Source organism: Terrisporobacter othiniensis, assembly GCF_000808015.1.
Taxonomy (GTDB): Bacteria; Bacillota; Clostridia; order Peptostreptococcales; family Peptostreptococcaceae; genus Terrisporobacter; species Terrisporobacter muris.
Window position 1 is genome coordinate 1 of record NZ_JWHR01000075.1, and the last position, 26,994, is coordinate 26,994.

The following is a 26,994-nucleotide window of genomic DNA, read 5'->3' on the forward strand; positions in this document are numbered from 1 at the left end:
GTATAACATTAAAAAATAGGTATAAAAATGGTATAATAAAAAATGCTAATATTTTTGACAAATTAATTAAGTTACGTAATTGATTGATATATTAATAAAAAATATAATAGGACGGTGTAGTAAATGGAAATTTATTTAGATAATAGCGCAACTACAAAACCTTATGAAGAGGTAGTAGAAGAAATGGTGAAAGCCCTTACTACAGAATACGGAAATCCTTCTTCATTACATAAAAAAGGAATAGAAGTAGATAGAAAAATTAAAGGAATAAGACAAGATATAGCAAGAAGTTTGGGTGTAAAAGATAAAGAAATATTTTTTACATCAGGAGGAACGGAATCTAATAATACTATTATTAGAGGTGTTGCTTACAATTTTAGAAAAACAAAAAATCATATAATTTCTACTAATATAGAACATCCTTCAGTGTTAGCGACTCTTACTGATTTAGAAAAAGAAGGATTTGAAATAACGTTATTAGAAGTTGATGAAAGTGGGAAAATAAATATAGAGGATGTGAAAAAAGCAATAAAACCTTCTACTATATTAATTTCTACAATGCACGTTAATAATGAGATTGGTAGTATCCAACCTATCGAAGAAATAGGAAAATATTTAAAAACTTTAGAACAAAAGGTATACTTCCATGTGGATTGTGTTCAATCTTACACAAAAATTAAATTTAGACCAACTAGATATAATATTGATTTTATGACAGTAAGTGCTCATAAGTTCCATGGACCAAAAGGAATAGGATTTATGTATATCAAGGAAAATAGCAAACTAAAACCTATTATTACTGGTGGAGGACAAGAATCTAGTGTAAGATCAGGAACAGAAAATGTACCTGGAATTTATGGTTTAGGAAAAGCAGTAGAAATAATGAATAAAGATTTAGATAGTAAAATTGAAAAAATACAAAGTCTAAAAGTATTATTAAAAGAGGAAATATTAAAAAATATAGAAGGTGTAAAAGTAAATTCGCCAGAGGATGGAGTTTGTCACATATTAAATGTTTCTTTTGAAAATATAAGAGGAGAAGTTTTACTTCATTTCTTAGAACAAAAAAATATTTATGTATCTACAGGATCAGCGTGTTCTTCTAAGAAAAAGGGAAGTCATGTATTAAATGCAATAAAACTTAAGCCAGATGAAATAGAGGGTGCAGTAAGATTCAGTTTATCTGATTTTAACAAAGAAGAAGAAATTTTAGAAACTGTAAAAGTGTTAAAAGATTCAATAAATGACTTGAGAACAATAATAAAAAGACGATAATAAGAGGTGGAATATGTACAATTCAATTATAGTAAAATACGGAGAAATAGGTGTTAAAGGTAAAAATAGATATATATTTGAAAATAAATTAATAAAAAATATAAAAAATATGTTAAAGCCAATAGATAAATTTAACGTGTACAAAGAATATGGAAGAGTATATGTAGATTTAGGTGACTACGAGTATGATGAAATATGTGAAGAGGTTAAGAAAGTATTTGGTGTAGTTGGAGTATGTCCAGCAGTTAAAGTCCTTAGAAATAACGAGGAAGATGTAGAAGCGGCTTATACACAATTAAAAGAAACTGCTCTTGTAGTTTTAGAAGAAAAAATAGCTAATGGAGCTAAATCATTTAAAGTAGAGAGTAGAAGAGGAGATAAATCATTTAGATTAACTTCTCAAGATATGAGTATAGATATAGGTGGATACTTATTATCTAAGGTTGGAGATAAGATAAAAGTTGATATAAATAAACCAGAAGTTAAAATAAAATGTGAACTTAGAGAAAGCAATGTGGTAGTTTATAGTGACACTGTAGCGGGATACGGTGGACTTCCAATAGGAACAAATGGTAAAGCAATGTCTTTACTATCAGGAGGAATAGATTCGCCAGTTGCAACATGGATGGTTGCTAAGAGAGGTATGGAAGTAGAAGCTATACATTTCCACACATATCCTTTTACAAGTGAAAAATCACAAGAGAAAGTAAAAGACTTAGCAAGAATATTAGCTAAATATGTTGGTAAAGTAAGACTTCACAAAATTAACTTGCTTGAAATACAAAAAGCTGTAGGATTAAATTGTAGAGATGAAGAAATGACAATAATATCAAGAAGATTTATGATGAGAATAGCTGAAAGAGTAGGAATACAAAGAAACTGTGATGCTTTAATAACTGGAGAAAGTATAGGACAAGTTGCTTCTCAAACTATACAAGGATTAACTTGTACAAATGCATCAGTTAGCTTACCAGTATTTAGACCACTTATAGCTATGGACAAAACTGAAATAATAGATATAGCTAAGAAAATAGATACTTTTGAAACATCTATAATACCAGAAGAAGACTGTTGTTCAGTATTTGCTCCTAAGAAGCCTGTAACTAAGCCAAGATTAGAAAAAATAGAGGATTCAGAAAAAGCATTAGATGTGGAACAATTAATTCAAGATGCTATAGATAATATGGAAGTAGAAGTAATAGAATTTTAAAAAGTAGTACTACTATACTATACTTTTAATGTAAAAAAGTATACTGTAAAAAAGAAATGTATATGATAATATTAACTTATAAAACATTATGAGTAGATGTTTTGGTATTTGGCATTTGGAAATAATATAAATTGGCCTAAAATAGTACCAAAAAAATAATTATTTTGTGTTTATTAATAACAATTATTATAGTATTATTTTTTTATTGCAATGGACCTAATAAAGAGCTAGATGATTTTGATGTGTCCTTAGTATCAAATATTAGTGATGAGTCAGATGTATATGACGTAAAAATACGAGTTAAAATCAAGGATAAGTTTAATTTATTCAAAAATAATATAATAGTATCATACTCGCTAAATGATGATAAGTATGAAAATTTATGTGATAATAGTGCTAGTGTTTTTGTTAAAGATGAAAAAACAAGTAAGGTAGAACAAACTTACCATTTCAGCGAGGTTACTAAAAATGGTGCTAATATAGATTTAATTGGTGATTTAGTAAAGCCAATGTATGATAAAAAATGTATATTAGAACTATCATTTAAAGTAAAGCCCAAACATATAAAAGATAACCATATTTCGACTTTAAACAATAATGATCAAATAATCGTAAATATTTTTCCATATAATGAGTTTAATTTTGGAAAAGTGCAAATTGAAAGTCAAAAGATATCAATAACAAACCAAACTTTTAAGAGAAATCAATTGAACTATTACTTTCCTATTCCACTATTTGATAGTACACTACATTAAAAATATAAAGGAGTATATAACTAATGAAAAAATAAAATTTATTATGCAATTAATTATTGTTACAAGTAATTTGTTGTTCAAACATATTAACTGTCAATGCTGAATCAAGTAAGGTTAAAGATAATACTGAACAAATTTTAGAGTTAGCTACAGATTTTATATTAAGTACAGGTATACCAATGGATGAATTAGAAAAAATGAATAATTCAACAAAGTTAGAAATATATAATACATTTAAGGAAATGAGAGCTTTAGATGATGATATTGAATTTAAAGATTCGAATCAAAAAATAGTAAGTATTCCTACGAATAAAATTGAATCACGAAATATACCTAAAGAAAAATTAAAGTTTAATATCTATTCATTTGATAATCGCCAAATGGGAAGAGTATAAGGTTTTGCTTCTTTTAAATGGAAAAATATGCCCTTTGAATAGTTAATTAATAATGATACTTTTACTTTTTCTATAGGGGGAGTATGGAATATTTTGGATGGAGGGCATGCGTTATCATTATATCGTGTTGATGGGGAATTTATTCATAAATTTACTAGACCCTCAGAATGTAGCAGATATGGTACTGCATACCATATGTATACACCTGAAGCAAAAGAATTTAGATTAGTTAATTATGGAGTTGCTCATTTTTCTTTGCGTCCTAATCGTAATATTCCTATATCAGAACTGGATAATTTTATTTCACTTTTATACATACAAGATTTATATTGGCTAAATATAGCTAGCGTGTCTTTATCATGAGGTCCTGCAAGTGTAAGTGTTCAAGCACCAAGTAGCATGTTTATACATAAAGCAGGTTATAGCGGAACACTGTATTAAAATTAAAAGTATATAAAAATTATAAATAGGGAGTACAAATAGATTTATTTTTAGACAAATATATTCGTGTTTACTATTATTAAATATTATGTTTTTATGATAGGTTTATATATTAATTTTTGCAAAAAAGTATGTTGATTTTATGCTATGTAATAAATATATTATACTATACTGAGACTATTATTAGTTAATATGTGAAGTTAAAATTTTATAGTGATAGTAATGAGTTAAATATTAAATTAAAAAAGAAGCCTTATTAAATAAGGCTTCTTTCATATTTTATAGAATTATTTATAAAGCTAATTTTTCAACAAATATTATTTTTTATTATTGAATACTTTAACTCCGTGTTTTTCTATGATTTCAGCAGCTCTAGCTACATCATCAGCATCAGCATCTCTAACATCTTTTAATTCATAGTCAAGGCCCATGTTCTCCCATTTATGAACACCCATAGTGTGATATGGTAAGATTTCTAGTCTATCTATATTGTTTAGAGAAGCAGCTAACTCACCTATTTGAGATAAGTTTTCTTCACTATCTGTTATACCAGGAACTAAAACATGTCTTAACCAAATAGGTATGTTTCTTTCATCTAAATGTCTTGCTAACTTTAATGTTTTTTCTATTCCTACACCTGTTAGGTTTTTAGCTTCTTCTTCATTCATATGTTTTATATCAAGTAATACTAAGTCAGTATTGTCTAAAACTTTATCGATTTTTTCTATATCAACAAATCCAGAAGTATCTAAACAAGTATGAATATCTCTTTCTTTAGCTATTGCGAATAATTCAGCAAGGAAATCTGCTTGTAAAGTAGCTTCTCCACCAGATGCCGTTATTCCACCCCCAGATGATCTCCAGTAAGAAGAGTATCTAGATACGTTGTCTATTAATTCTTCAGCTGTATATTCAGTTCCATCTTTAACATTCCAAGTATCTCTGTTATGGCAGTATTTACATCTTAATGGACATCCTTGGAAAAATAAGATACTTCTTATTCCTGGTCCATCTACTGTTCCAAATGTTTCTATTGAGTGAATTCTTCCTGTAGTCATATTGCACCTCGTAATTATATGATTAAAACTAAAAAAGATAAAGAATATCTATATAAAATTTAAAATTAAGAAGATTATAGATTAACTGTATAAATAAATCTATAAAATAAGGGCATTTCATATGTTTTATATCTTAGCTTTTAAAGTTTTTTGATTATTTATGTTAAGTTTTTAATTATTATTTCCAAAAAAAATTGATTTTTTATAGGAAAAGGGTAAAATAAAAAGACTAAAAATGAATTTAGTCTTTTTACTTGTATTTTATCAATTAAGCTTAAGCCATTTTTCCGTGGAATGTTCTGTTTATAACATCTAATTGTTGTTCTTTAGTTAATTTGATGAAGTTAACAGCGTATCCTGAAACTCTTATAGTTAATTGAGGATATTTTTCTGGATGTTCCATAGCATCTTCTAAAGTAGCTCTATCAAATACGTTAACGTTTAAGTGATGAGCTCCATCTCCGAAGTATCCGTCCATCATTGCTGATAAGTTAGTTATTCTCTCAGACATATCTTTTCCTAAAGCACCTGGTACTATAGAGAAAGTATTAGATATACCATCTTGAGAATGCTCGTATGGTAATTTAGCAACTGATGCTAATGAAGCTAAAGCTCCGTTAGTATCTCTTCCGTGCATTGGGTTTGCTCCTGGAGCAAATGGAGCACCAGCTCTTCTACCACATGGAGTGTTACCAGTTTTCTTACCGTAAACAACGTTTGAAGTTATTGTTAATATAGATTGAGTATGAACTGAATCTCTGTAAGTTTTGTGTTTTCTTACTTTGTTCATGAAGCTTTCTACTAAGTATACAGCTATATCATCAACTCTATCATCGTTGTTTCCGTATTTAGGGAAATCTCCTTCAATTTCGAAGTCAACAGCTACACCAGCTTCGTTTCTTATAGTTTTAACTTTAGCATGTTTTATAGCAGATAATGAGTCAGCAGTAACTGAAAGACCAGCCATACCACAAGCCATAGTTCTGAATACATCTCTATCATGTAAAGCCATTTCTAATGCTTCATAAGAGTATTTGTCATGCATATAGTGGATTACATTTAAAGTATTTACATAAAGGTTAGCTAACCAATCTGTACAAGCTTCAAATCTTTCCATTACTTCATTGTAATCTAAGTATTCAGAAGTTATTGGTTCAAATCTTGGTCCTACTTGAACACCAGATTTTTCATCAACACCACCGTTTATAGCGTATAGTAAAGTTTTAGCCATGTTTACTCTAGCTCCGAAGAATTGCATTTGTTTACCAATTCTCATTGCAGATACACAACAAGCTATTCCGTAATCATCTCCCCAGTAAGGTCTCATTAAGTCGTCATTTTCGTATTGAACTGAACTTGTATCTATAGACACTTTAGAACAGAAATCTTTGAATCCTTGTGGGAAGTCTTTTGACCAAAGTACTGTTAAGTTTGGTTCTGGAGATGGCCCTATAGTATAAAGAGTATTTAAAACCCTGAATGAGTTTTTAGTTACTAATGTTCTACCATCTATACCTTGTCCACCGATTGATTCTGTTACCCAAGTTGGGTCACCAGAGAATAAGTCGTTGTAATCTGGAGTTCTTAAGAATTTAACCATTCTTAATTTCATAACGAAGTGGTCCATTAATTCTTGAACTTCTTCTTCAGTTATAGTTCCAGCTTTTAAATCTCTTTCGAAGTATATATCTAGGAATGTAGAAGTTCTACCTATTGACATAGCAGCACCATTTTGGTCTTTTATAGCTGCTAAGTAAGCAAAGTATAACCATTGTACAGCTTCTCTTGAGTTAGTAGCTGGTCCAGATATATCGAATCCATAAGATTCAGCCATTCTTTTTAATGCTTGTAAAGCTTTTATTTGATCAGATATTTCTTCTCTTAATCTTATTACATCTTCTGTCATTGAAGAAACGTCTAAAGAATCTTTTTGAGCGTTTTTATCTTCTATTAATCTATCAACACCGTATAAAGCAACTCTTCTGTAGTCACCTATTATTCTACCTCTTCCGTAAGCATCTGGAAGTCCTGTTATTATACCAGATCTTCTAGCAGCTCTCATTTCAGCAGTATAAGCGTCGAATACACCTTGGTTATGAGTTTTTCTGTATTTAGTGAATATTTCACTTACTTGTGGATCACATTTGAATCCATAAGCTTCACAAGAAGTCTCAACCATTCTTATACCACCTTCAGGCATTATAGCTCTTTTTAAAGGTGCATCAGTTTGGAAACCAACAACAGTTTCTTTATCTTTATCTAAATAACCTGGTGCGTAAGCATCTATTGCAGAAACAGTTTTAGTGTCAACATCAAGAGTTCCACCATTTTCTCTTTCTTTTTTGAATAATTCCATTGCTTCAGCCCATAAGTCTTTTGTGTTTTGAGTAGCTCCAGCTAAGAATGAAGCATCTCCTTCATATGGAGTGTAGTTAGCTTGGATAAATCCTCTAACGTCTATTTCTTTAGTCCATCTTCCAGTTTTAAAACCTTGCCATGCGTTCATTAAGATATCCTCCTAAAAGTGATTATTACTATTTAAAATGTAAATAATTAATTAATGTTGTAATTTATAAGTAACAACAAATATATTCTAGCATAAACACAGTATATTGTATACAAAAATTTGTGAGTAATATTTATCGTATTTATAAGTGAATTATATCTGTTTTCTTATACTAAATAGATACCCCCTAGATTATCATTTAAACATCATTTTTCATAAAATTGTAAAAAATATATAAATTTATAATGAATAAACATTGTAATTCTGAATAGCTATAAATATAGGAGGGAATAACATGACTGTAGTTATAATTTTGTTTTTGATTGGATTTCTTTTAATAACTAAAGGTGCAGACATATTTATAGAGTGTACAGTACAAATTGGTAAAAAGACTGGAATATCAGAGTTAATTTTGGGGGCTACTATAGTGAGCTTTGCAACTACATTACCAGAGTTAACTGTTTCAGTTTTTGCATCAATAGATAATCATACAACAATGAGTTTAGGTAATGCTGTTGGATCTATAATATGTAATACAGGATTGATTTTAGGATTAGTGGCATTTATCAGCCCTTTTAAAGTTGATAAAAACATGTTTTTTTCTAAATCAGCCATATTATTACTTTCTGTACTAGGTTTAATGATTTTAGGCAGTAATGGAACTATTACTCAAGGTGATGGATTACTATTAATCGTAATACTTTCTTTTTATATGTATTCAAATATAAAAAGTGTATCAGGAAAAAATAGGGTCAATGTTTCTAGAAACTTGGAAGGTGATTCAGGCAACAGTATGAAATCGAGTAAACATGAAAGTTTCAAAACTTGTGTATTATTTATCCTTGGGTTAATAATGATGGTTGTAGGTTCTAAGTTACTAGTAGATAATGGAGTAAAGCTTGCTAGTTTTATAGGAATTCCACAAGGGGTAATCAGTTTAACAGTGATTGCATTGGGAACATCACTGCCAGAGTTAGTATCTTCTTTAACTGCAATAAGAAAAAAACACCATGGAATATCAGTAGGAAACATATTAGGAGCTAATATACTAAATATAACTTCTGTTATAGGAATATCATCATTAATAAATGATTTACCCATATTAGCTCAAAATATAAGGGTAGATTTTGTATTTATGACGATTCTTTTATTAACTTTAATATTACCCACAATTAAAAGTAGCAAAATATATAGATTACAAGGTTTGATATTACTAATTACTTACATAATTTATATAACTACTATATACTTTACATACTTAGCTTAAACAAAAAAAATTATACATATTTATATAAGGTTTTATTTAGATAATTGCGAAAATAAGTGATTAACTGAATAGGACCTTTTTTTTGGGTAAAAATATAATTGCATAATATTGAAATAAACTATATAATAGAAAAGTTAATATTTATGATAACGGAAAGGAAATAAATAATTTATGAATATAATAAAATTTGAAGATTTACCAATTAGTGATGAGATAAAGAGATCAGTAGCGGAACTAGGATTTGAGGAGCCATCTCCAATTCAGGCTCAATCTATACCAGTAATCTTAACAGGAAAAGATGTTATAGGTCAAGCTCAAACAGGAACGGGAAAGACGGCAGCTTTCTCTATACCAGTATTAGATATGGTAGACCCTAATAAAAAAAGTGTACAGGCAGTAGTATTATGTCCTACAAGAGAACTTGCGATTCAAGTTTCTAGTGAAATGAAGAAATTAGGAAAATATAAAAGTGGTATAAAAACACTTCCAGTTTACGGCGGACAACCAATAGATAGACAAATAAAATCATTAAAGAGCGGAGTACAAGTTGTTATAGGGACACCAGGGCGTGTTATAGATCATATAAATCGTAGAACTTTAAAAATGGACGAAGTTAAAATGTTGGTTCTTGATGAAGCAGATGAAATGTTAGATATGGGATTCAGAGAAGATATCGAATTAATATTAGAACAAACTCCAGCTGAAAGACAAACGACTTTCTTCTCAGCAACAATGTCAAAACCTATATTAGAATTAACTAAAAAATATCAAGAGGATCCTCAGTTAATAAAAATAGTAAGAAAAGAATTAACTGTGCCAAATATAAAACAATACTATATAGAAACAAGAAGAGCTAATAAATTAGAAGTATTATGTAGATTAATAGATGTATACAATCCTAAATTATCAGTTGTATTCTGTAATACAAAAAGAGGTTCTGATGAGTTAGTAAGTGAATTACAAGCTAGAGGATACTTTGCAGATGCACTTCACGGAGATTTAAAGCAAACTCAAAGAGATATAGTAATGGACAAATTTAGACAAGGAACAATAGATATACTTGTTGCTACAGACGTTGCAGCTAGAGGTATAGATGTTGATGATGTTGAAGCAGTATTTAACTATGACCTTCCACAAGACGAAGAATACTATGTACACAGAATCGGTAGAACTGGTAGAGCAGGTAGAGAAGGTATATCATTCTCATTCGTATTTGGAAAAGAAGTTAGAAAAATGAAAGATATTGAGAGATATACTAAATCTAAATTAGTTAGACATGATATACCAACTATAGCTGATGTTGAAGAAAAGAAAGTAACTGCATTCTTCAAACAAGTTAAAGAAACTATAAAAGAAAGCAACTTATCTAAACAAACTCAATGGTTAGAAAATCTTTGTGAAGAAGAAGGATTAGAAGCTATAGAAATAGCAGCTGCTCTTGTTAAACTTGCACTAGGTGATGAAGAAAAACAAGAAATAGTAGAAGAAACTTCAAACTACAGAGATGGATCTGGAAGAAGAGACCGTAAAGATAGAGATAGAGGCGATAGAAAGCGTGGTAGAAGTGCTGAAGCTGGAATGGTGAGATTATTTATCAATGTTGGTAAAAATCAAAGAGTACAAGCTAAAGATGTAGTTGGTGCTATAGCAGGAGAAGCTGGAATACCAGGTAAATTAGTTGGAACTATAGATATATATGATAAATATACATTTGTAGAAGTTCCAAAAGAAAATGCAAAAAAAGTTTTAGATAAAATGAAAAATATAAAAATTAAAGGTAATAAAATTAATATAGAAAAAGCTAATTCAAGAAGAAAATAATATAAATGAAAGTAACTTAATCCAATAGATTAAGTTACTTTTTTTGTATAAAAATAAGGATAACTTTGGTAGATAATAAGTATGTAATTTACAGTACAAACCTTATGAATTTATGATATAATTTATATGAGATGTTAACATAATTATCATAATATGAAATCTTTTCTATTTGTATGTATACATAAAGTATACACATGTTGATGACACTAGAAGAAAGACATTAAAAGAGGATATATCAATTCACTTTAAAATTCAATTCTATTGGCATTACAAATTTAATCATAAGTATTGTGGTAATTATAGAAACAAATTATTTTACTTATTTTAATCAAATATAACACTTTTATGTTTGATTAAAGCCTGATAGTTATTTAAATTAAGAAGATAGACTATATTAAATTAATGATAAGTAGCAGTACAAGGAAATAAAGTAATTATCATTTTTAATACCTCCGTACACATGGATCACTTATTTGTGTGTCTAGCTAGAATTAGGAGGAAATTTATGAATAAGAAATTTGATGTAAAAAAATTAATACAAATAAGTTTGTTAATAGCAATAGAAGTTATTTTGACAAGATTCTGTTCTATACAAACACCAATAGTTAGAATAGGATTTGGTTTTTTACCAATTGCAATAATAGCAATGATGTATGGACCATTAAGTGCTGGTATAGCATATACAATAGGAGATCTTTTAGGTGTTGCATTATTTCCCTCGGGAGCATTTTTCCCAGGCTTTACATTAACAGCATTTTTAACAGGAATAGTATATGGTGTATTTTTATATAATAAACCAAAAACATGGCCTAGAATAATAGGTGCAGTTTTAACTGTATGTCTTGTTTTAAATTTAGGATTAGACACTTATTGGCTATCTATAATGATGGGGAAAGGCTATTTAGCATTATTGCCAACTCGTATAATGAAAGCTGCTCTTATGATACCAGTACAATCACTTATAATAGGAATCATATGGAAAAAAGTTGTGATAAAATTTGTGAAAGTATCACATGCTTAATTTTTTAATTATACTTTAATTTACAAACAATAAAGGAATTAATTATATCAAATAATTCAGCAATAAATATAGTAGATAATTTACTTGAGTGTGATATAACTGCTAAAATTTATTAAGTAATGACGTAATCAGGATATAGTGTGTAGCAGAGCAACCACTGCGAATTTAGATAGGGTAAAATGGTTGTATAAAAAATTCATACCAAAATCACAACGGCTAGAATTGGAGAAAATGTCTATCAATTTTAAATTTAATGGCTTTAGTGTAAGTAACAAGTGTCTAAAAGTATTTTAATACTTTTTAGGCACTTTTTTATTTATATTGAATGAAATTATATGTTATCTGATCATGAATAACATATAATTTCAAACTTTGAGAATTGAATAACGGTCGAAGCCTTTGGCTATATGAGCGAAGTAAATTTGTATTTTTATAAAAAAATACAAATTATAAGAATATAACAAGTAAATTATGGAAATATATAACATATAGGTAATAATAGGTTGTTATGCTATTTTTGATATTATTTATATACATAATATAACAAAACTAGTTAAATTTCTTTGAAGGATACAAAAGACTTTACTAGAATTGATTAAGTTGTAAATCATTCATAAGGGGGGAAAATATATGATTAAATGCTATCTTGAAGAAAAAACCTTATTAGTTGAAATTTTATCTACAGAATTGGATCACCATGTTGCTAGAGATGTTAGAGAAGAAGTAGATACAATTTTAATGAAGAAACAAATAGATTATATAATATTTGATTTTCAATATGTAAACTTTATGGATTCTTCTGGAATAGGAGTAATAATTGGACGATATAAAAAAATAGTCAACCATGGTGGTAGAGTATCTGTTATAAATATGAGTTCTAGAGTGAAAAAGTTATTTAACTTATCTGGAATGAGCAAAATTATTAATATTTACGATACCTTTGAAGATGCAATAAATTCTTAATTAAAAGGGGGAACTTTTAGAATGAGTAATATTTTGGAGGTTAAGTTTTCAGCAAAGTCAGAAAATGAAAGTTTATCTAGGGTAATAGTTGCATCTTTTGCAGCAAAATTAGATCCAACTTTAGAGGAGCTCTCAGATATTAAAACTGCTGTATCAGAAGCAGTAACAAATGCCATTATACATGGATATGATGAAGACGAATCAAAATTTGTTTATTTAAGATGTCAAATAGATGATAGAACAGTAAAAGTAGTTGTAGAAGATAGAGGAAATGGTATAGAAGATGTAGAGCAAGCAATGCAACCTATGTACACATCTAAGCCTGAGCTTGAAAGATCAGGTATGGGATTTTCGTTTATGGAAAGTTTTATGGATAGCTTAGATGTTGTTTCTATAAAGGGTGAAGGAACTAAGGTAGTGATGGCTAAAACTATAGAATTACCTAAATAAAGTCAAAAAAGAATAGAGGTTTGAATATGAGTGTAGTTGCTAAAAAAGAAGAAAAAAGACACTTACTTAGTCATGAAGAAACCTTAGAATTACTAGAAAAAGCTCAAAATGGTGACGAAGAAGCTAAGGAAGTGCTCATATCAAACAACTTGGGGTTAGTCAGAAGTGTTGTATCTAAATTTTCTAATATAGGATATGAGAGAGATGACTTATATCAATTAGGCTCTATAGGATTAATAAAAGCTATATATAAGTTTGATCCAACATTTAATGTTAAGTTTTCTACATATGCTGTACCTATGATTCTTGGAGAAATAAAAAGATACCTAAGAGATGATGGAATGGTAAAAGTGTCTAGATCTCTTAAACAATTAGCAATAAAAGCAAAAGCACAAGGAGAAGTATTAACAAAGAAATTTGGTAGAGAGCCTACTGTTGAGGAAATAGCAAAAGAATTAGAGGTAGAAAAAGAAGAGTTAGTAATGGCAATAGAGGCAAATTTTTCTGTAGAGTATTTACATGGAGTAATACATGAAGAAGAAGGTTCTCCAATTTGCTTAATAGATAAAATTAGTTTAAAAGAAGAAAATAATGAAGAAAAAGTAGTAGATAATATATTATTAAAAGAAGTGTTAGGACGATTAGAAAAAAGAGAAAGACAGATAATTATGCTTAGATATTTTGAAGATAAGACTCAAAGTGAGATTGGAGAAATCTTGAAAATATCTCAAGTTCAAGTTTCGAGAATAGAGAAAAAAGTCTTATTAAAATTAAAATCTTATATAAGTTAATTTAAATACTAAAGAGTTCTTTTGAGTAATCAAAGGAACTCTTTTAATATATATAAATATTTAGTTTATTTTTTACTTTTTTTCAAATAATAAATATATATTGCATTTAATTCTTTATAAAAATTGGAGGGAAAGTATATGCCTGATATGCAACCAGATAAAAATGAATATAAACAATATGTAGAAAAAATGAGCCCTAAACCAACTTATTTAAAAAATAGTATTATGGCCTTTTTAGTAGGAGGATTAATTTGTTGTATTGGCCAAGGTATTAATGATTTTTATATGAAGATTATTAATTTAGATAAGCTAGCAGCATCTTCTGCCACATCAATGACATTAATTTTCCTAGGAGCATTACTTACAGGTTTAGGAGTGTATGACCTTATAGGAAAAAGAGCTGGAGCTGGATCAATTATCCCTATAACAGGATTTGCGAACTCAATTGTATCTCCTGCTATGGAATTCAAAAAAGAAGGATATGTAACAGGTGTAGGCGCAAATTTATTTAAAATAGCAGGGCCGGTATTAGTATATGGAATTTCATCATCCATAATATGCGGACTACTATATTATTTCATTAAATTAATTTTTTAATAAACTAGAAATTAATATTTGAAGGATGTGAAATTATGAATAAAAAAAGAATTGGAAAAAGAACTATAAGATTAAATAATATGCCTACTATTATTGCTGCATCATCCATAGTAGGGCCTAAAGAAGGACAAGGACCTTTAAAAGATAAATTTGATTTAATTTTATCTGATGACTTATATGGTGAGAAAACTTGGGAATTGGCGGAGAGTAAAATGGTACAGACAGTTATGGAAATGAACGTAAAAAAAGTAAATAAAAAATTGGAAGATGTAGATTTTCTCTTTGGAGGTGATTTAATAAATCAATTATTTCCAGCATCATTTGCAGCTAGAGAATTGGGTGTGCCGTTTTTTGGAATATATGGGGCGTGTTCTACAATGGCTGAGGGAATGTGTCTAGGATCAATGGCCATAGATGGAGAATATGCTAAATATGTGCTATGTGGAACATCTAGCCATTATTGTACAGCTGAGAGACAATTTAGATTTCCACTAGAATTGGGAAATCAAAAACCTATGACAGCGCAATGGACAGTTACAGGTGCTGGTGGTGTTTTATTAACTAAAGAAGGTAAAGGACCTAAAATAAAATATATTATACCCGGAAAGGTTATAGATAAGGGGATTGATGATGGAAATAATATGGGTGCAGCTATGGCTCCAGCAGCAATAGATACCATATATTCATATTTCCAAGATACAAAAGACGATCCTAATAGTTTTGATATTATAGCTACTGGAGACTTGGGTAAATTGGGAAAACAAATAGTTATAGATTTATTAAAAGAAATGAAATTAGATATATCTAAAGTATACACAGACTGTGGTGTAGAAATTTTTGATTTAGAAGAACAAGATGTACACTGCGGAGGCAGTGGATGTGGATGTTCAGCTACAGTATTTTGTTCGTATATATACGATAAATTGATTAAAAAAGAATTTAATAAAGTTATGTTGGTATCGACAGGTGCTTTATTATCTCCAACAAGTACGCTTCAAAAGCAAACTATACCATCAGTAGCTCATGGAGTAGTAATTGTAAATGAATAGGAGGCATGGCTTATGTTATTAGATTATATAAAAGTATTTATAGTTGGTGGTCTAATATGTGTGATAGCTCAGATAATGATGGATTACTTCAAGATGCAGACGCCTTATGTAATGGTTACTTATGTAAGTCTAGGAGCTATTTTAACATTTTTAGGAATATATGAACCTATAGTTAAATTTGGTGCATCAGGTGCCACAGTACCTATAATAGGTTTTGGATATTCTTTAGCAAAAGGTGTAATGAAAGGAATAGAAACAGATGGATTTTTAGGAATATTTACAGGAGGAGTAATTGCTACAGCTGGAGGAGTGGCAGCTGCAATATTCTTTGGATATATAATATCTGTAATATTTAATCCTAAGACAAAACCTTGATAAAAAAACTTCCTTATTAATAAGGAAGTTTTTTTATTGGTTTATTTATTCATTAATTTGTTCGGTATTTTCTACTGGATTATCTACTGGTGTATCTCCTGAGTTATTCTCATTTCCTCCACCATTGTTATTACCACCATTATTATTGCCGCCATTGTTATTACCACCTGTATCTTCAGGAGGTGTTGGCTCTTCTGGTGTTTCTGTATTGTCTTCTTCTGGAGGGGTATCACCATCTCCAGCATCATCAGTATTTGGTTGCTCTTCCTCAGGTTTATTATTTTGAACTGGAGGAGCTTGAGTAGTTGCACGTTGAGGATATGTTCCTTCAATAAATGCAGCATTTACACCATAAGATGAAGTTCCACCATCTACTGGATTTATTTTAGTAAAGTAAACGCCATCAGGCTTAGTAAACTTTTCTACAGGTGTTAAGTTTTTATGAATAGGAGTCATAACACTTGACCAAAGTGAAGCTGCTGTAGAACTTGTGCCCATAACACTTTGCCTTTTTTCTCCTGTTCCAGCATCGTCGCCTATATATGTTGCACCAACATAGTATGGAGTATAACCAACAAACCATGCATCTAAGGCATCGTTAGTAGTACCAGTTTTACCTGCAACAGCCATATTTTCTATAGCTGCTCTTTTACCAGTTCCTTCTTTAACAACAGCTTGAAGCATATCAGTTACAACATAAGCTACATCTTCGCTTACAACTCTGTTTTCTTGTGGATTAGCTTTTACTAGTAAATTACCATCAAAAGTTGTAATAGTAGTGAATACTGTAGGTTCTATATAAGTACCACCATTAGCTAAAGTACCATAAGCAGCTGCCATTTCTAGTGGAGATATACCATAAACCATACCACCTAAAACTAAAGAAGGGAAGTATCTATCTGTATAACTTTCTTCTTTTGTTTTACTATCTAATAATGTAGTTATACCAAAGTTTTTAAGGTAATCCATCATTACATCAGTAGCCTCAGAATACGAATCTCCTAATGTCTCAGCAACTTTTACTGCAATAGTATTTGATGACAGGGCTAAAGCTTTACGCACACTCATCATACCAGATCCAGCAGTAGTAGTTTTCGGATTCCATGTTTTGTTTTTATCGAATTTATATCCGCCTCTTGCATCACTAAATGCATTAGATTGTGTAGTTTCTAAAGTATCTATAGCAGGAGTATAAACTGATAAAGGTTTTATAGTTGAACCAGGTTGTTTTGGTGTAGTTGCCCTGTTTAGAGTTCTCTTACCTTTAACATATCTACCACCTATTAATGATTTAATTTGACCAGTTCTGTAATCTAATATTACCATGGCTGATTGAGGTTGAACTATTCCATCACCACTATCTCTAGAACCAGGGAAATTATCTCTATTATTATATTGTGTTTCTAGGTTTTTTTGCATACCAGAATCTATAGTTGTGTAGATTCTAAGTCCACCATTATAGTACATATTTTGTGCTTCTTCTTTAGTGTAGCCTTGCTCCATTAAAGAATCCACTACTTCAGAGTAAACATAATCTTCTACAGAAGAAACAACAGTTTCCTTAGCTTTTGGTAGCTTTATTTCAATTGGAGTAGCTACTTCTTTATCATATTGTTCTTGTGTAATATATCCAAGTCTTAGCATTTTTGCTAAAATAGCTTTTTGTTTTTCTTTAGCAGCTTCTCTTGGTACTGCTTTTCTAACAACAATAGTTTTTTTCTTTAATTGAATATATGTGTCATAATCAATTAAACGCCAAGAGTATAGCTTATCAATCATTTGTAATTCTATTTCAGTTGGTTCATCTAAATCATCATCTGCAGTGTTAGTATAGAATAACAATTTGTTTTCTAAATCTTCCTTAGTTTCAGAACCGTTTAACTTGTCTGTTGTATAAGGTGAATATTTACTTGGATTATTAGTAGAAGCCATTAATAAAGCAGCTTCACCAGGAGTTAAATCTTTTGCTTTTTTGCTGAAATATCCTTGAGATGCAGCCTCAGCACCATATAGACCTCTACCTGCATAGAAGTTGTTTAAATAAGCAAGTAAAATATCTTCTTTAGATACTGTTTTACTCATTTCAAAAGCATAGTAAATATCTTTTATCTTACGAGTAATACTTTGTTCTTGAGATGTAATTAACATCTTTGAAACCTGCATTGGTATTGTTGAACCACCTTGTTTATTACCCATAAGAGTGCTCAATACAGAACGTGCTAGACCTTTAATGTCTACACCATTGTGTTCATAAAAACGCTCATCTTCTGCTGCAACTAGAGCATGTTGTAAATTTATACTTATACCACTTAAATCATCTATAGGTTCCTTCTTGTTAGAAGTTTGTGCTTTTGCTAATAAATTACCATCAGCATATAAAATTTCTGTTGTTTGGTATGTTTTCTTATCTAAGTAAGCTTTATTAATAGTCTCAGTATTTCGAAGTGAAGCAAATACAATACCAGATCCAGCTGCCACACCTACAACTAAAAGTACTAAAAATACTAGAGCTACTGTTTTAACACCTTTAAATCTTCCAGAGCTTTTTTTGTTAGAAGTTTTTCTTTTACTACTAGAGCTACTAGAATTACTCGATCTACTCGAGGATTGAGATGTAGTTCTTTTATCTGAAGAGCTTACTTTTCTTCTCTTGATTTTATTTTTATCATCACGATTATCTCTTCCCATAAGATTAACCTCCTTATTTTAATGAATAATTATAACATATTTAAGGATTTTTACAAAATTTCCTTTATACAGACCTCAGTTCAAGTAAAAGACACAATATAATTATACCTTTATAATGTATAAATAATAAAGTAAAATTATTAATTTTATGCAATAATTAGTAAAATATTTGATTTTTAAGTAAAATATTAAATTATGTTAATAGTTATATTCTCACAAAATAATTAAAAAATATTTATTTATTATTTTAGTTTATATTCTTAGTATTAACTATTTATTAAAGATTTAAAAAGATATGAAAAAAAAATTTGAGAAATAAAAAAGAACTACTAAATGTACTGCACCCCAATTGTTGGACCAAAAATCTAATGATTGGTGTGTTTTGCATGACAAAATATAATTATAGTTTTAAACTGCAAGTAGTAAAATCTTATTTAAATGGAGAAGGAGGATATAAACATGTAGCAGCTAAATATAATATCCAAAATGAATCTCAAGTTAGAAGGTGGGTTAACTTATATACTACCTTCGGCGAAGATGTTTTAGAAAGAAAAAATAATTTTATCATTTAATTTATCACTAAAACCAACTTTTGAACCTATTGAAGATGCACTACTTAAAGCTATTAATATTACAAAAGATTGCCCTTATAGAAGAACATTTCATTCTGATCAAGGATGGGTATATCAAATGAATAGATATACAGAACTTCTTAAAGTAAATAAAATTTTTCAAAGTATGTCTAGAAAAAGTACTTGTCTTGATAATTCTCCTATGGAAAATTTTTCAACTATTATAATAATGATCGAATTAAGGAAAAATTAAATTGGAATAGTCCTGTTACTTATAGAATTAAACATAATTCAACTTTGTACAATTAAATAAATAACACTGGGATGAAAATTATCATTCCAGTGTTAAGTCCAACTTTTAGGTCTTAGTACAAAAAGCAGTTCTTTTTTTTATTGAGGTTCTTCTAACATCCATTTAATATAAACACCATATCCTACAGTAGGATTATTTTCTAAAGCATGAGATACAGCACCAACTATTTTGTTACCTTGTACTATTGGAGTTCCACTCATTCCTTGTACAATACCACCAGTTTCTTTTAAAAGCTGAGGGTCGGTAATTTTAATTTTAATTCCTTTTGAGTCAGGCTTTCTTTGTTTCTCAATATTAATTATTTCAACATTATATTTTTTACATACGTTGCTTTTGTTTTGTAAGATAATTTGAGCTTTTCCTAATTTAACTTCATCTACTTCTGCCACTTTATACTTTTTGTAATTAGATAAATCCATATTATTAATTACACCTTTAATGCCAAAAGTAGTATTATCATCAAATTCACCAATTACATTGTTTTTTGTGGCATTTATACATCCTACATTACCTTTACAAGATTTCTTAATATTTAAATTGTTTGTTAATGAAATACAACCTTTTTTTATAGGAATTTTTCTTGTAGTTCCTATATTAATAGAGTGAGCTACAGCACCAAATTCATTTGTATTAGGATTAATATAAGTTAAAGTAGCAAAACCTGATATGAAGTTATTAAAATTAATTTTTTCTAAGGCATTTTTATCACATTTTAAACAAAAAACTGAATTTTCTCTTCTTATTAAGACTGAAGCATCATCATCTCTATTTAATGAAGAAATAGCATAACTAAAATCTTCATAAGAAGTAATATCATTATTTTCTACCTTTAAAATAGAATCACCTATTTTTAATGGACAATTATCAATTTCATTTCTAACAATGATATTTTTTAATTCTGCATCAATTTGTAATATATTTCCCATAGGTATTAAGTATTCACAATCATTTTTTTCTAAAGATTGTGAATAAATAAAATTATTTGAGAAAAAATATAGAAAAACATAAAAAAATATTAAAACTAAACCATTTATTCTATTTTTTATTTTTGATGAAGCAATTTCATCTTTAAAAATTTTATTTAAAATATAAAACACCTTCTTTCTGTCATGAGTTCATGTTGGTGCTTTAATATTATCTTGCTCAGTATAGGAGTTTTAATCCTTGGAAATGAGTTTCAACAAGGGCGAAGATTTCAAAAAAAAACAAGGGATAATTTAAAATGGCTAAATTTAAACGACAAAAAAATAAAAGAAATAAAAACATGTAATTTTATTGTAAGATATGTTTTTATTTCTTTTTTTTTATGATTTTTTTACCATTATTACCGTCATTTTTTGAGGAAGTTACTGCAACATCAGCGACAGGAGGAGTAAAGACTGGATTATTAGTATTATTATTGCAATTGTTTACACTTTGTATTAATGCTAATTCATCAGACAAAACAGCAAAAAAGGTAGATAATATTCCTAAATCTGTTGAAGATAATTCTTCACCCAAAGCAATAGCTAGAGTTGAAGCTAGAACAATATAGTCGACTGAGCTAAAACAACAAAGTTTAGAGTGTGTATTTTTACTACTGCTAGATTGACTTGATTGAGTATTACTATAAGCAGAACTTTTTTGAGCTTTGGAGTTATTGTTAATGTTTTCTTTTTGGCAGTTACTTCTTTTTTTAGACTTCTTTTTTCTATTTGGATTATTTTTTGTTTCACTCATTTATTTAATCTCTGAATAGAGATTTATAATCACCTCCAAAACTAGATATATAAATATATATGTTAAACATAGAAAATAAAAAACTATGAAGATAAATAAGCCAATCAAAAGTAGGAAATAATAATTTATATTAAAATATTATAGAAAAAGAAAGGAAGGCTTATGAAACTTTATAAAGTATCACTTATTATTATAATGATTTTAGGGATAATCTTTATTGGCAACTCTGACCCGATGAAAAACTTATATAAAAACAGTGCATCTATAATAACGGGGTTAAAAATAGATGACAAAAGTAAAAATTCAACTAAAAAGGAAGATACAAAGGAGAAAGAGAAAGCTGAAAAATATTTAATTTGTATAGATCCAGGTCACCAAGCCAAGGGAGATTGGAAAAGTGAACCTGTAGGACCTGGATCACCATACCAAAAAGCTAGAGTTTCTTCTGGTACAGTCGGTATAAGTACAAAAAAACCAGAATATATTTTGAATTTAGAAGCATCTGAAGTTTTAAAACATATATTAATAAGTAAAGGTTTTGAAGTTATTATGACTAGAGAAAGTCATGATGTAAATATAAGTAATTTAGAAAGAGCTACATTTGCTAATAATAAGAATGCAAATATGGTGATTAGAATCCACGCGGATGGTTCTGACGATACATCAATAACAGGTGCATCCATTTTAATTCCATCGCAAAAAGGTAAATATACATCATCAATCTTTGAAGCTAGTTATGAATGTGCTAATTTAATAAAAAGTAAAATGGACAATGGCGGATTTAAAGTTAATGGAATCTTTGAAAGAGATGACTTAACAGGATTCAATTGGTCCAAAGTACCAGTAGTATTGGTAGAAATGGGATTTATGAGTAATTATAATGAAGATGAGATGATGTCTAATAAAGAATATCAAAGAAAAATGATGCAAAGTATTGCTGACGGAGTAGAAGAGTATTTTCAGACTAATTAAAGTGGTGATATAAATGAATAATCGTGTAGAAAAAGTTTGTGGTAGACTAATATCTCAAACCTTTAGAGTAATAAATCCTATTAAAAAGAAAATTATAAATACAAACTGTGAAGTACATTTATTTATTCAAAACAGCGCGTTAGATGTACTAAGAGAAGACAGGTATAATAAACAAGCACAGTTTTATAAAAATTTTGAACCCTATATAAATAAAGGATTAGTATGGGCTGACCAAGATTTCAAATCATATTTTCATTTTTATAATCCTGAAGATAAAAAGGGCATGTATGGTCATACAACAAATGCTATGACTTTAGCAAATACTTACTATAAAAATGCACTACACTTTATCAGTAAAAATGATTATGAAAATGGAATGGCTTATTTTGGTGCAATGTGTCACGTAATACAAGATGTGACAATACCTCAACATGCTAAAAGAAAATTGTTAGATAGTCATAAACAATTTGAAACTTATGTGAAATTAAATTATAGAAAAGTAAAACGATTCAAAACAAAGGAAGGACCTTTAGTTTATAATAGTGTGAGTGACTATATAGATTTTAACTCTAGAAGTGCTTTAAATTTTGATTATATGTACAAAGGCATAAATGATGATAAAACAAAATTCTACCTTGTAGCATTTAATGCCCTCAATCTTGCTCAGAGAAGTACAGCGGGATGTATGCTAATGTTTTATGATGACTTAGAAATGATAAGGAAAAAGGATAAATATAACTAATTAATAAAAGAGCCAACTTAAAATTTTAAGATGACTCTTTTTCTTTATATAATCATATTTTGCTTATTGAAAAAAGGTAAAAATAATAAATATACATTTTTATAAAAATGAAATATAATAGTATAGATATTATAGACAAAAAATTTATGAAGAGGTGTGAAAATGCTTGTAGTAGAAAATGTCAGTCATGGATTCGGGGCTAGAGTTATACTAGAAAATGTATCTTTTAGACTTAAAAAAGGTGAACATATAGCACTAGTTGGTGCAAATGGTGAAGGTAAATCTAGTTTTTTAAATATAATAACAAAAAAACTTATGCCAGACGCAGGAAATATAAAATGGTCTTCAAGAGCGACTGTTGGTTATTTAGATCAGCATTCAGTTCTTGAAAAAGGAAATACAATAAAAGATATTCTTAGAGGTGCTTTTAAGCATATGTTTGAACTAGAGCAAGAAATGCTTGCTATGTATGACAAAATGGGTGAAGCAAGTGATGAGGAGATGACTAAACTTCTTGAAGAAACGGCTGAAATCCAAACAATATTAGAAAATAGTGGATTTTATACAATAGATGCAAAAATCCAAGAAGTAGCTAACGGACTAGGTCTTGGAGAAGTTGGATTAGATAGAGATGTTGATGATTTAAGTGGAGGACAAAGAACAAAAGTACTCTTAACTAAATTACTTTTAGAAAGTCCAACAATACTTATCCTTGACGAGCCTACTAACCATTTAGATGAGGAACATATAGTATGGCTTACTAGATATCTTCAAGAATACGAAAACAGCTTTATCTTAGTATCACATGATGTTCCATTTATAAATGATACTTGTAATGTAATTTATCATATAGAAAATGCAGAGCTTACTAGATACAAAGGCAACTACGATGAGTTTGTAAGACTTAATGAAATTAAGAAAAGACAGGAAGAAAGTGCTTATGAAAAGCAAGTTGAAGAAAGAAGAAAGCTTGAAGATTTCGTACAAAGAAATAAAGCAAGAGTTGCCACACGTGGTATGGCAAACTCTAGACAAAAAATACTTGATAAGATGGAAATTTTAGAAAGACCAAAGGAAAAAATAAAACCAACATTTGATTTTAGAAATGCTAGAGCGGCTTCTAGATTTATATTCCAAACAGATAACTTAGTATTAGGTTACAATGATCCTTTAACTAAACCATTAAACTTTCAACTAGAAAGAGGGCAAAAAATAGCTCTTAAAGGTATGAATGGTATAGGTAAGTCTACATTACTGAGAACATTACTTGGAATACAAAAACCATTTGATGGATCAGTACAATTAGGAGATTATTTAGAAGTAGGATATTTCGAGCAAGAGTCTTCAAAGGATAATTACAACACTGCTTTAGATGATGTATGGAATGAATATCCAGTATTAACAAACTATGAAGTAAGACAAGCTTTAGCTAAATGTGGCCTTTCAAATGAGCACATAACTTCTCAAGTTAGAGTTCTTAGTGGAGGAGAAGCTGCTAAGGTTAGACTTTGTAAATTAATGCTTAAAGATATAAACTTCTTAGTACTTGATGAGCCTACTAACCACCTAGATGTGGAGGCTAAGGATGAGCTAAAGAAAGCTATAAAAGAGTTCAAAGGAACTGTTTTATTAGTTTGTCATGAACCTGAATTTTACAGTGACATAGTAGATGATGTATGGAATATAGAAGATTTCACTACTAAAATAGTATAAATTTAATTTTTAGAATATGAGCAACGGTATATTTATATATCGTTGCTTAAAAAATATAAAGGGAAATAAAAAATTTATTTTAAGGGGATTATAAATGAAAAGATTATTAAATATCTTGATTTCATTTTCATTGGCTATTTTTATAATCAGTGGTTCAGTAATATTAGCTTTAAAGTGTAAAAGTTTATATTATTATGATGTGAAAAAATTAAACATAAGTGCTATGAGTGGATTTAGTGAAGAGGAAATTAAACTAAACTACGATTACTTAATTGACTATAATTTAAATGCAAATGTTGGGGAATTTAACTTGCCTACAATTAAATATTCTGAAGAAGGAAAAATTCATTTTGAAGAAGTAAGAAATATATTTCAAGTTATTAAAAGTGTGTTTTACATAAGTGGAATAATTTCTTTATTGGGAGTAATTTTAAGTATTAAAAATAAAAATATAAATTTTTTAAATGCTACATCAATAATTACAATATTATTGCCAATAATTGCAACAATACCACTTGTTATTAATTTTAATTATTTCTTTATAAAATTCCATGAGGCAGTATTTTCTAATGATTATTGGATATTTGATCCTAGAATAGATCCAGTGATTAATATGTTGCCACAGGATATATTTTTCCACATAGGGATATTGATTTTAGCAATAGTACTTATAGTAAGCATTTTGCTACAAATAAGTTATAGAGTGTTAAATAAAAGATTAAAATAAATTATAAGACCATGATTTGGTAAAATTGCCAAATCATGGTCTTATAATTTATATGGATTTATTGGAATGAGAATATATATTATATGTAAAAAAGTTAAAATTATTCAATATATTGTAGAATACAGAGATGAAATATTATAAAATCTTATAAGAACGATAATATTTTTAACATTGTACAAATCAAATTGGAGGTAATATGGAGGGAATATGATAAAGAATAAAGTAAATGGTGTTACGGTTAAATTACTAGCAATTGCACTAATTTTGAGTGCTAATTTTTTACCACTAGAAGTACAAGCCTTAAATAAAAAGGATACAGTAATCACTAGTCAAGTTGAAAAAAGTTCAAAAACTACACAAAAGGGAGTAGTAAATACGAAGTCTTTAAATATTAGAAAAGGAGCTGGAACTAAATATTCGAAGATAGGTTCTTTATCTAAAGGTGATAAGGTTCAAGTAGAAGGTAAAACTTCTAGTGGATGGTATAGAATCAAGTATAAGAAGACTTACGGATATGTTAGTGCAAAATATATAAAAATCACATCAACTAACTCATCAAGCTCAAGCACAACATCAAAAGCTACAAAAGTTAAATATACGGGTACTACAACTGGTGGTTTGAATGTAAGAAAGGGTGGATCAACATCCTATTCTAAAATAGGGTCATTAAAAAAAGGAAGTAAATTACAAATAATTGTTAAGCTTTCAAATGGTTGGTATAAAATCAAATATAAGAATACATATGGGTATATTATTGGAAAATATGTAAAAAATGTTAAAGCAATTAATTCATCAAATTCAAACTCTGAAGAGGTAATTATAAAAACTGGTACTATAAATATATCATCAGTAGATGTTATGAAAAAATCCTCTCTAGAATCTACTAAAATAGGAACTTTATCAAAAGGAAATAAAGTAGATATTACAAAAATAGAAAGTAATGGATGGTATAGAATTAAATATAATGGTGATTATGGATATGTTGAAACTTCTTATATAGATCTTAATAAAGAAAGAACAGATTTAAATAATTTCTTGTTTGTAGGAGATTCATTCACATATCTTATGAAAGATACTATAGCATCTAAAAATAAAAATGTATATATACATGCTAAGAGTGGAAGTATGCCAGGATATTGGATAGATAAAGTATCAAGTATGCCTAAAAACTCAAAGGTAGATGGAGTTGTTTTATTAATAGGAGTAAATGGTGCAGGATATGAGTCAAATAGAACTGATGTTAAGATTTTAATTAATAAATTATCTGAAAGATATCCAGATAAGACTATTTATGTGCAAAAGATTTTCCCAGTGGGAAGAGCGTTTAAAAGTGCAAATCCTTATTCATTTAATCAAAAGATATCAGGCCTAAATAGTGTTATAGAGTCTCACTGCAAAAAAGTAGACAATGCTGTATTTATAAACACTACGTCAGGATTTATAGATAATGATGGCTACTTACTAAATCATAGTGGAGATGGGTTACATATAGCATCTAAATATAACAACAAATTTTATAGCAATATATTTAATGCAGTAAAAAAAGCAGAAAAATAAATATTCTATATAATATA

General features: G+C 28.9%; 25 protein-coding genes and 1 pseudogene. 21 read left to right on the plus strand and 5 right to left on the minus strand.

Annotation, left to right across the window (positions count from 1 at the left end):
* Positions 1–123 precede the first annotated feature (123 nt).
* The 5 genes from QX51_RS08100 to QX51_RS08120 all read left to right on the plus strand — a co-directional run bounded on the left by QX51_RS08100 (position 124) and on the right by QX51_RS08120 (position 3,998).
* The gene (locus tag QX51_RS08100; RefSeq protein ID WP_039679408.1) at positions 124–1,275 is read left to right on the plus strand and encodes a cysteine desulfurase family protein; all 1,152 of its coding nucleotides are present in this window, start codon (positions 124–126) and stop codon (positions 1,273–1,275) included.
* A 13-nt stretch (positions 1,276–1,288) separates the two neighbouring features.
* A complete protein-coding gene (gene thiI, locus QX51_RS08105) occupies positions 1,289–2,485 on the plus strand; it encodes a tRNA uracil 4-sulfurtransferase ThiI (protein WP_039679409.1) in 1,197 nt (398 codons plus the stop codon).
* Positions 2,486–2,649: 164 nt separating this feature from the next.
* Positions 2,650–3,240 (plus strand): hypothetical protein, encoded by a 591-nt coding sequence (locus QX51_RS08110; protein WP_039679410.1) that lies wholly within the window; start codon positions 2,650–2,652, stop codon positions 3,238–3,240.
* Between the two features lie 56 nt (positions 3,241–3,296).
* The gene (locus tag QX51_RS08115) at positions 3,297–3,635 is read left to right on the plus strand and encodes a hypothetical protein (protein WP_039679411.1); all 339 of its coding nucleotides are present in this window, start codon (positions 3,297–3,299) and stop codon (positions 3,633–3,635) included.
* Between the two features lie 93 nt (positions 3,636–3,728).
* Entirely contained in the window at positions 3,729–3,998 is a 270-nt protein-coding gene (locus QX51_RS08120) for a hypothetical protein (protein ID WP_039679412.1), read from the plus strand.
* A gap of 395 nt (positions 3,999–4,393) precedes the next feature.
* On the opposite strand, the gene pflA is transcribed toward QX51_RS08120, so the two are convergent.
* Positions 4,394–5,134, minus strand: coding sequence for a pyruvate formate-lyase-activating protein (gene pflA / locus QX51_RS08125; protein WP_039679413.1), 741 nt, complete (start codon positions 5,132–5,134; stop codon positions 4,394–4,396).
* Positions 5,135–5,408: 274 nt separating this feature from the next.
* Positions 5,409–7,640, minus strand: a complete 2,232-nt coding sequence (gene pflB / locus QX51_RS08130) for a formate C-acetyltransferase (protein ID WP_039679414.1) — start codon at positions 7,638–7,640, stop codon at positions 5,409–5,411.
* 295 nt (positions 7,641–7,935) lie between these two features.
* On the opposite strand from pflB, the gene QX51_RS08135 reads away from it, so the two are divergent.
* The 9 genes from QX51_RS08135 (at position 7,936) to spoVAE (ending at position 15,974) form a co-directional block, all read left to right on the plus strand.
* Positions 7,936–8,907 carry a calcium/sodium antiporter gene (locus QX51_RS08135; protein ID WP_039679415.1) on the plus strand — a complete coding sequence of 324 codons (972 nt, stop codon included), beginning with the start codon at positions 7,936–7,938 and terminating at the stop codon, positions 8,905–8,907.
* A 171-nt stretch (positions 8,908–9,078) separates the two neighbouring features.
* On the plus strand, positions 9,079–10,728 hold the full coding sequence (locus QX51_RS08140) for a DEAD/DEAH box helicase (RefSeq protein ID WP_039679416.1): 1,650 nt from the start codon (positions 9,079–9,081) through the stop codon (positions 10,726–10,728).
* Between the two features lie 505 nt (positions 10,729–11,233).
* Positions 11,234–11,749, plus strand: a complete 516-nt coding sequence (locus QX51_RS08145; protein ID WP_039679417.1) for a folate family ECF transporter S component — start codon at positions 11,234–11,236, stop codon at positions 11,747–11,749.
* 630 nt (positions 11,750–12,379) lie between these two features.
* Entirely contained in the window at positions 12,380–12,712 is a 333-nt protein-coding gene (spoIIAA, locus tag QX51_RS08150) for an anti-sigma F factor antagonist (protein ID WP_039679418.1), read from the plus strand.
* 21 nt (positions 12,713–12,733) lie between these two features.
* Positions 12,734–13,162: an anti-sigma F factor gene (gene spoIIAB, locus QX51_RS08155; RefSeq protein WP_039679419.1), complete on the plus strand. Its 429-nt coding sequence runs from the start codon at positions 12,734–12,736 to the stop codon at positions 13,160–13,162.
* A gap of 26 nt (positions 13,163–13,188) precedes the next feature.
* Complete coding sequence (gene sigF, locus QX51_RS08160) at positions 13,189–13,953, plus strand: RNA polymerase sporulation sigma factor SigF (protein WP_039679420.1); 765 nt, start codon at positions 13,189–13,191, stop codon at positions 13,951–13,953.
* A 138-nt stretch (positions 13,954–14,091) separates the two neighbouring features.
* Positions 14,092–14,550, plus strand: coding sequence for a stage V sporulation protein AC (gene spoVAC, locus QX51_RS08165; RefSeq protein WP_039679421.1), 459 nt, complete (start codon positions 14,092–14,094; stop codon positions 14,548–14,550).
* Between the two features lie 35 nt (positions 14,551–14,585).
* Positions 14,586–15,599, plus strand: coding sequence for a stage V sporulation protein AD (gene spoVAD, locus QX51_RS08170; RefSeq protein ID WP_039679422.1), 1,014 nt, complete (start codon positions 14,586–14,588; stop codon positions 15,597–15,599).
* A gap of 12 nt (positions 15,600–15,611) precedes the next feature.
* Entirely contained in the window at positions 15,612–15,974 is a 363-nt protein-coding gene (gene spoVAE, locus QX51_RS08175) for a stage V sporulation protein AE (RefSeq protein WP_039679423.1), read from the plus strand.
* Positions 15,975–16,019: 45 nt separating this feature from the next.
* Here spoVAE and QX51_RS08180 read toward each other — a convergent pair whose 3' ends face one another.
* Positions 16,020–18,662, minus strand: a complete 2,643-nt coding sequence (locus tag QX51_RS08180) for a transglycosylase domain-containing protein (RefSeq protein WP_039679424.1) — start codon at positions 18,660–18,662, stop codon at positions 16,020–16,022.
* 386 nt (positions 18,663–19,048) lie between these two features.
* Between QX51_RS08180 and QX51_RS08185 the strand changes: the two genes are divergently transcribed.
* Together QX51_RS08185 and QX51_RS21175 are read left to right on the plus strand one after the other, a co-directional pair.
* Positions 19,049–19,234 carry a helix-turn-helix domain-containing protein gene (locus tag QX51_RS08185; RefSeq protein WP_039679425.1) on the plus strand — a complete coding sequence of 62 codons (186 nt, stop codon included), beginning with the start codon at positions 19,049–19,051 and terminating at the stop codon, positions 19,232–19,234.
* Positions 19,221–19,543 (plus strand): annotated as a pseudogene (locus QX51_RS21175) (IS3 family transposase); the annotation flags it as partial. The gene QX51_RS08185 and the pseudogene QX51_RS21175, both read left to right, overlap by 14 nt.
* Positions 19,544–19,624: 81 nt before the next feature.
* Here QX51_RS21175 and QX51_RS08195 read toward each other — a convergent pair.
* Positions 19,625–20,473: a SpoIVB peptidase S55 domain-containing protein gene (locus tag QX51_RS08195; protein ID WP_242842708.1), complete on the minus strand. Its 849-nt coding sequence runs from the start codon at positions 20,471–20,473 to the stop codon at positions 19,625–19,627.
* Between the two features lie 364 nt (positions 20,474–20,837).
* A complete protein-coding gene (locus QX51_RS08200; RefSeq protein ID WP_039679427.1) occupies positions 20,838–21,266 on the minus strand; it encodes a hypothetical protein in 429 nt (142 codons plus the stop codon).
* Between the two features lie 162 nt (positions 21,267–21,428).
* Here QX51_RS08200 and QX51_RS08205 point away from each other — a divergent pair, with 162 nt between their 5' ends.
* The 5 genes from QX51_RS08205 (at position 21,429) to QX51_RS08225 (ending at position 26,977) form a co-directional block, all read left to right on the plus strand.
* On the plus strand, positions 21,429–22,238 hold the full coding sequence (locus QX51_RS08205) for an N-acetylmuramoyl-L-alanine amidase (protein WP_039679428.1): 810 nt from the start codon (positions 21,429–21,431) through the stop codon (positions 22,236–22,238).
* A gap of 13 nt (positions 22,239–22,251) precedes the next feature.
* Entirely contained in the window at positions 22,252–22,980 is a 729-nt protein-coding gene (locus tag QX51_RS08210; protein WP_039679429.1) for a zinc dependent phospholipase C family protein, read from the plus strand.
* A 156-nt stretch (positions 22,981–23,136) separates the two neighbouring features.
* Positions 23,137–24,693 (plus strand): ABC-F family ATP-binding cassette domain-containing protein, encoded by a 1,557-nt coding sequence (locus QX51_RS08215; RefSeq protein ID WP_320649534.1) that lies wholly within the window; start codon positions 23,137–23,139, stop codon positions 24,691–24,693.
* Positions 24,694–24,787: 94 nt separating this feature from the next.
* Positions 24,788–25,420 (plus strand): TIGR01906 family membrane protein, encoded by a 633-nt coding sequence (locus tag QX51_RS08220; protein WP_039679431.1) that lies wholly within the window; start codon positions 24,788–24,790, stop codon positions 25,418–25,420.
* A 207-nt stretch (positions 25,421–25,627) separates the two neighbouring features.
* Entirely contained in the window at positions 25,628–26,977 is a 1,350-nt protein-coding gene (locus QX51_RS08225) for an SGNH/GDSL hydrolase family protein (RefSeq protein WP_039679432.1), read from the plus strand.
* The last annotated feature ends 17 nt before the right edge of the window (positions 26,978–26,994 follow it).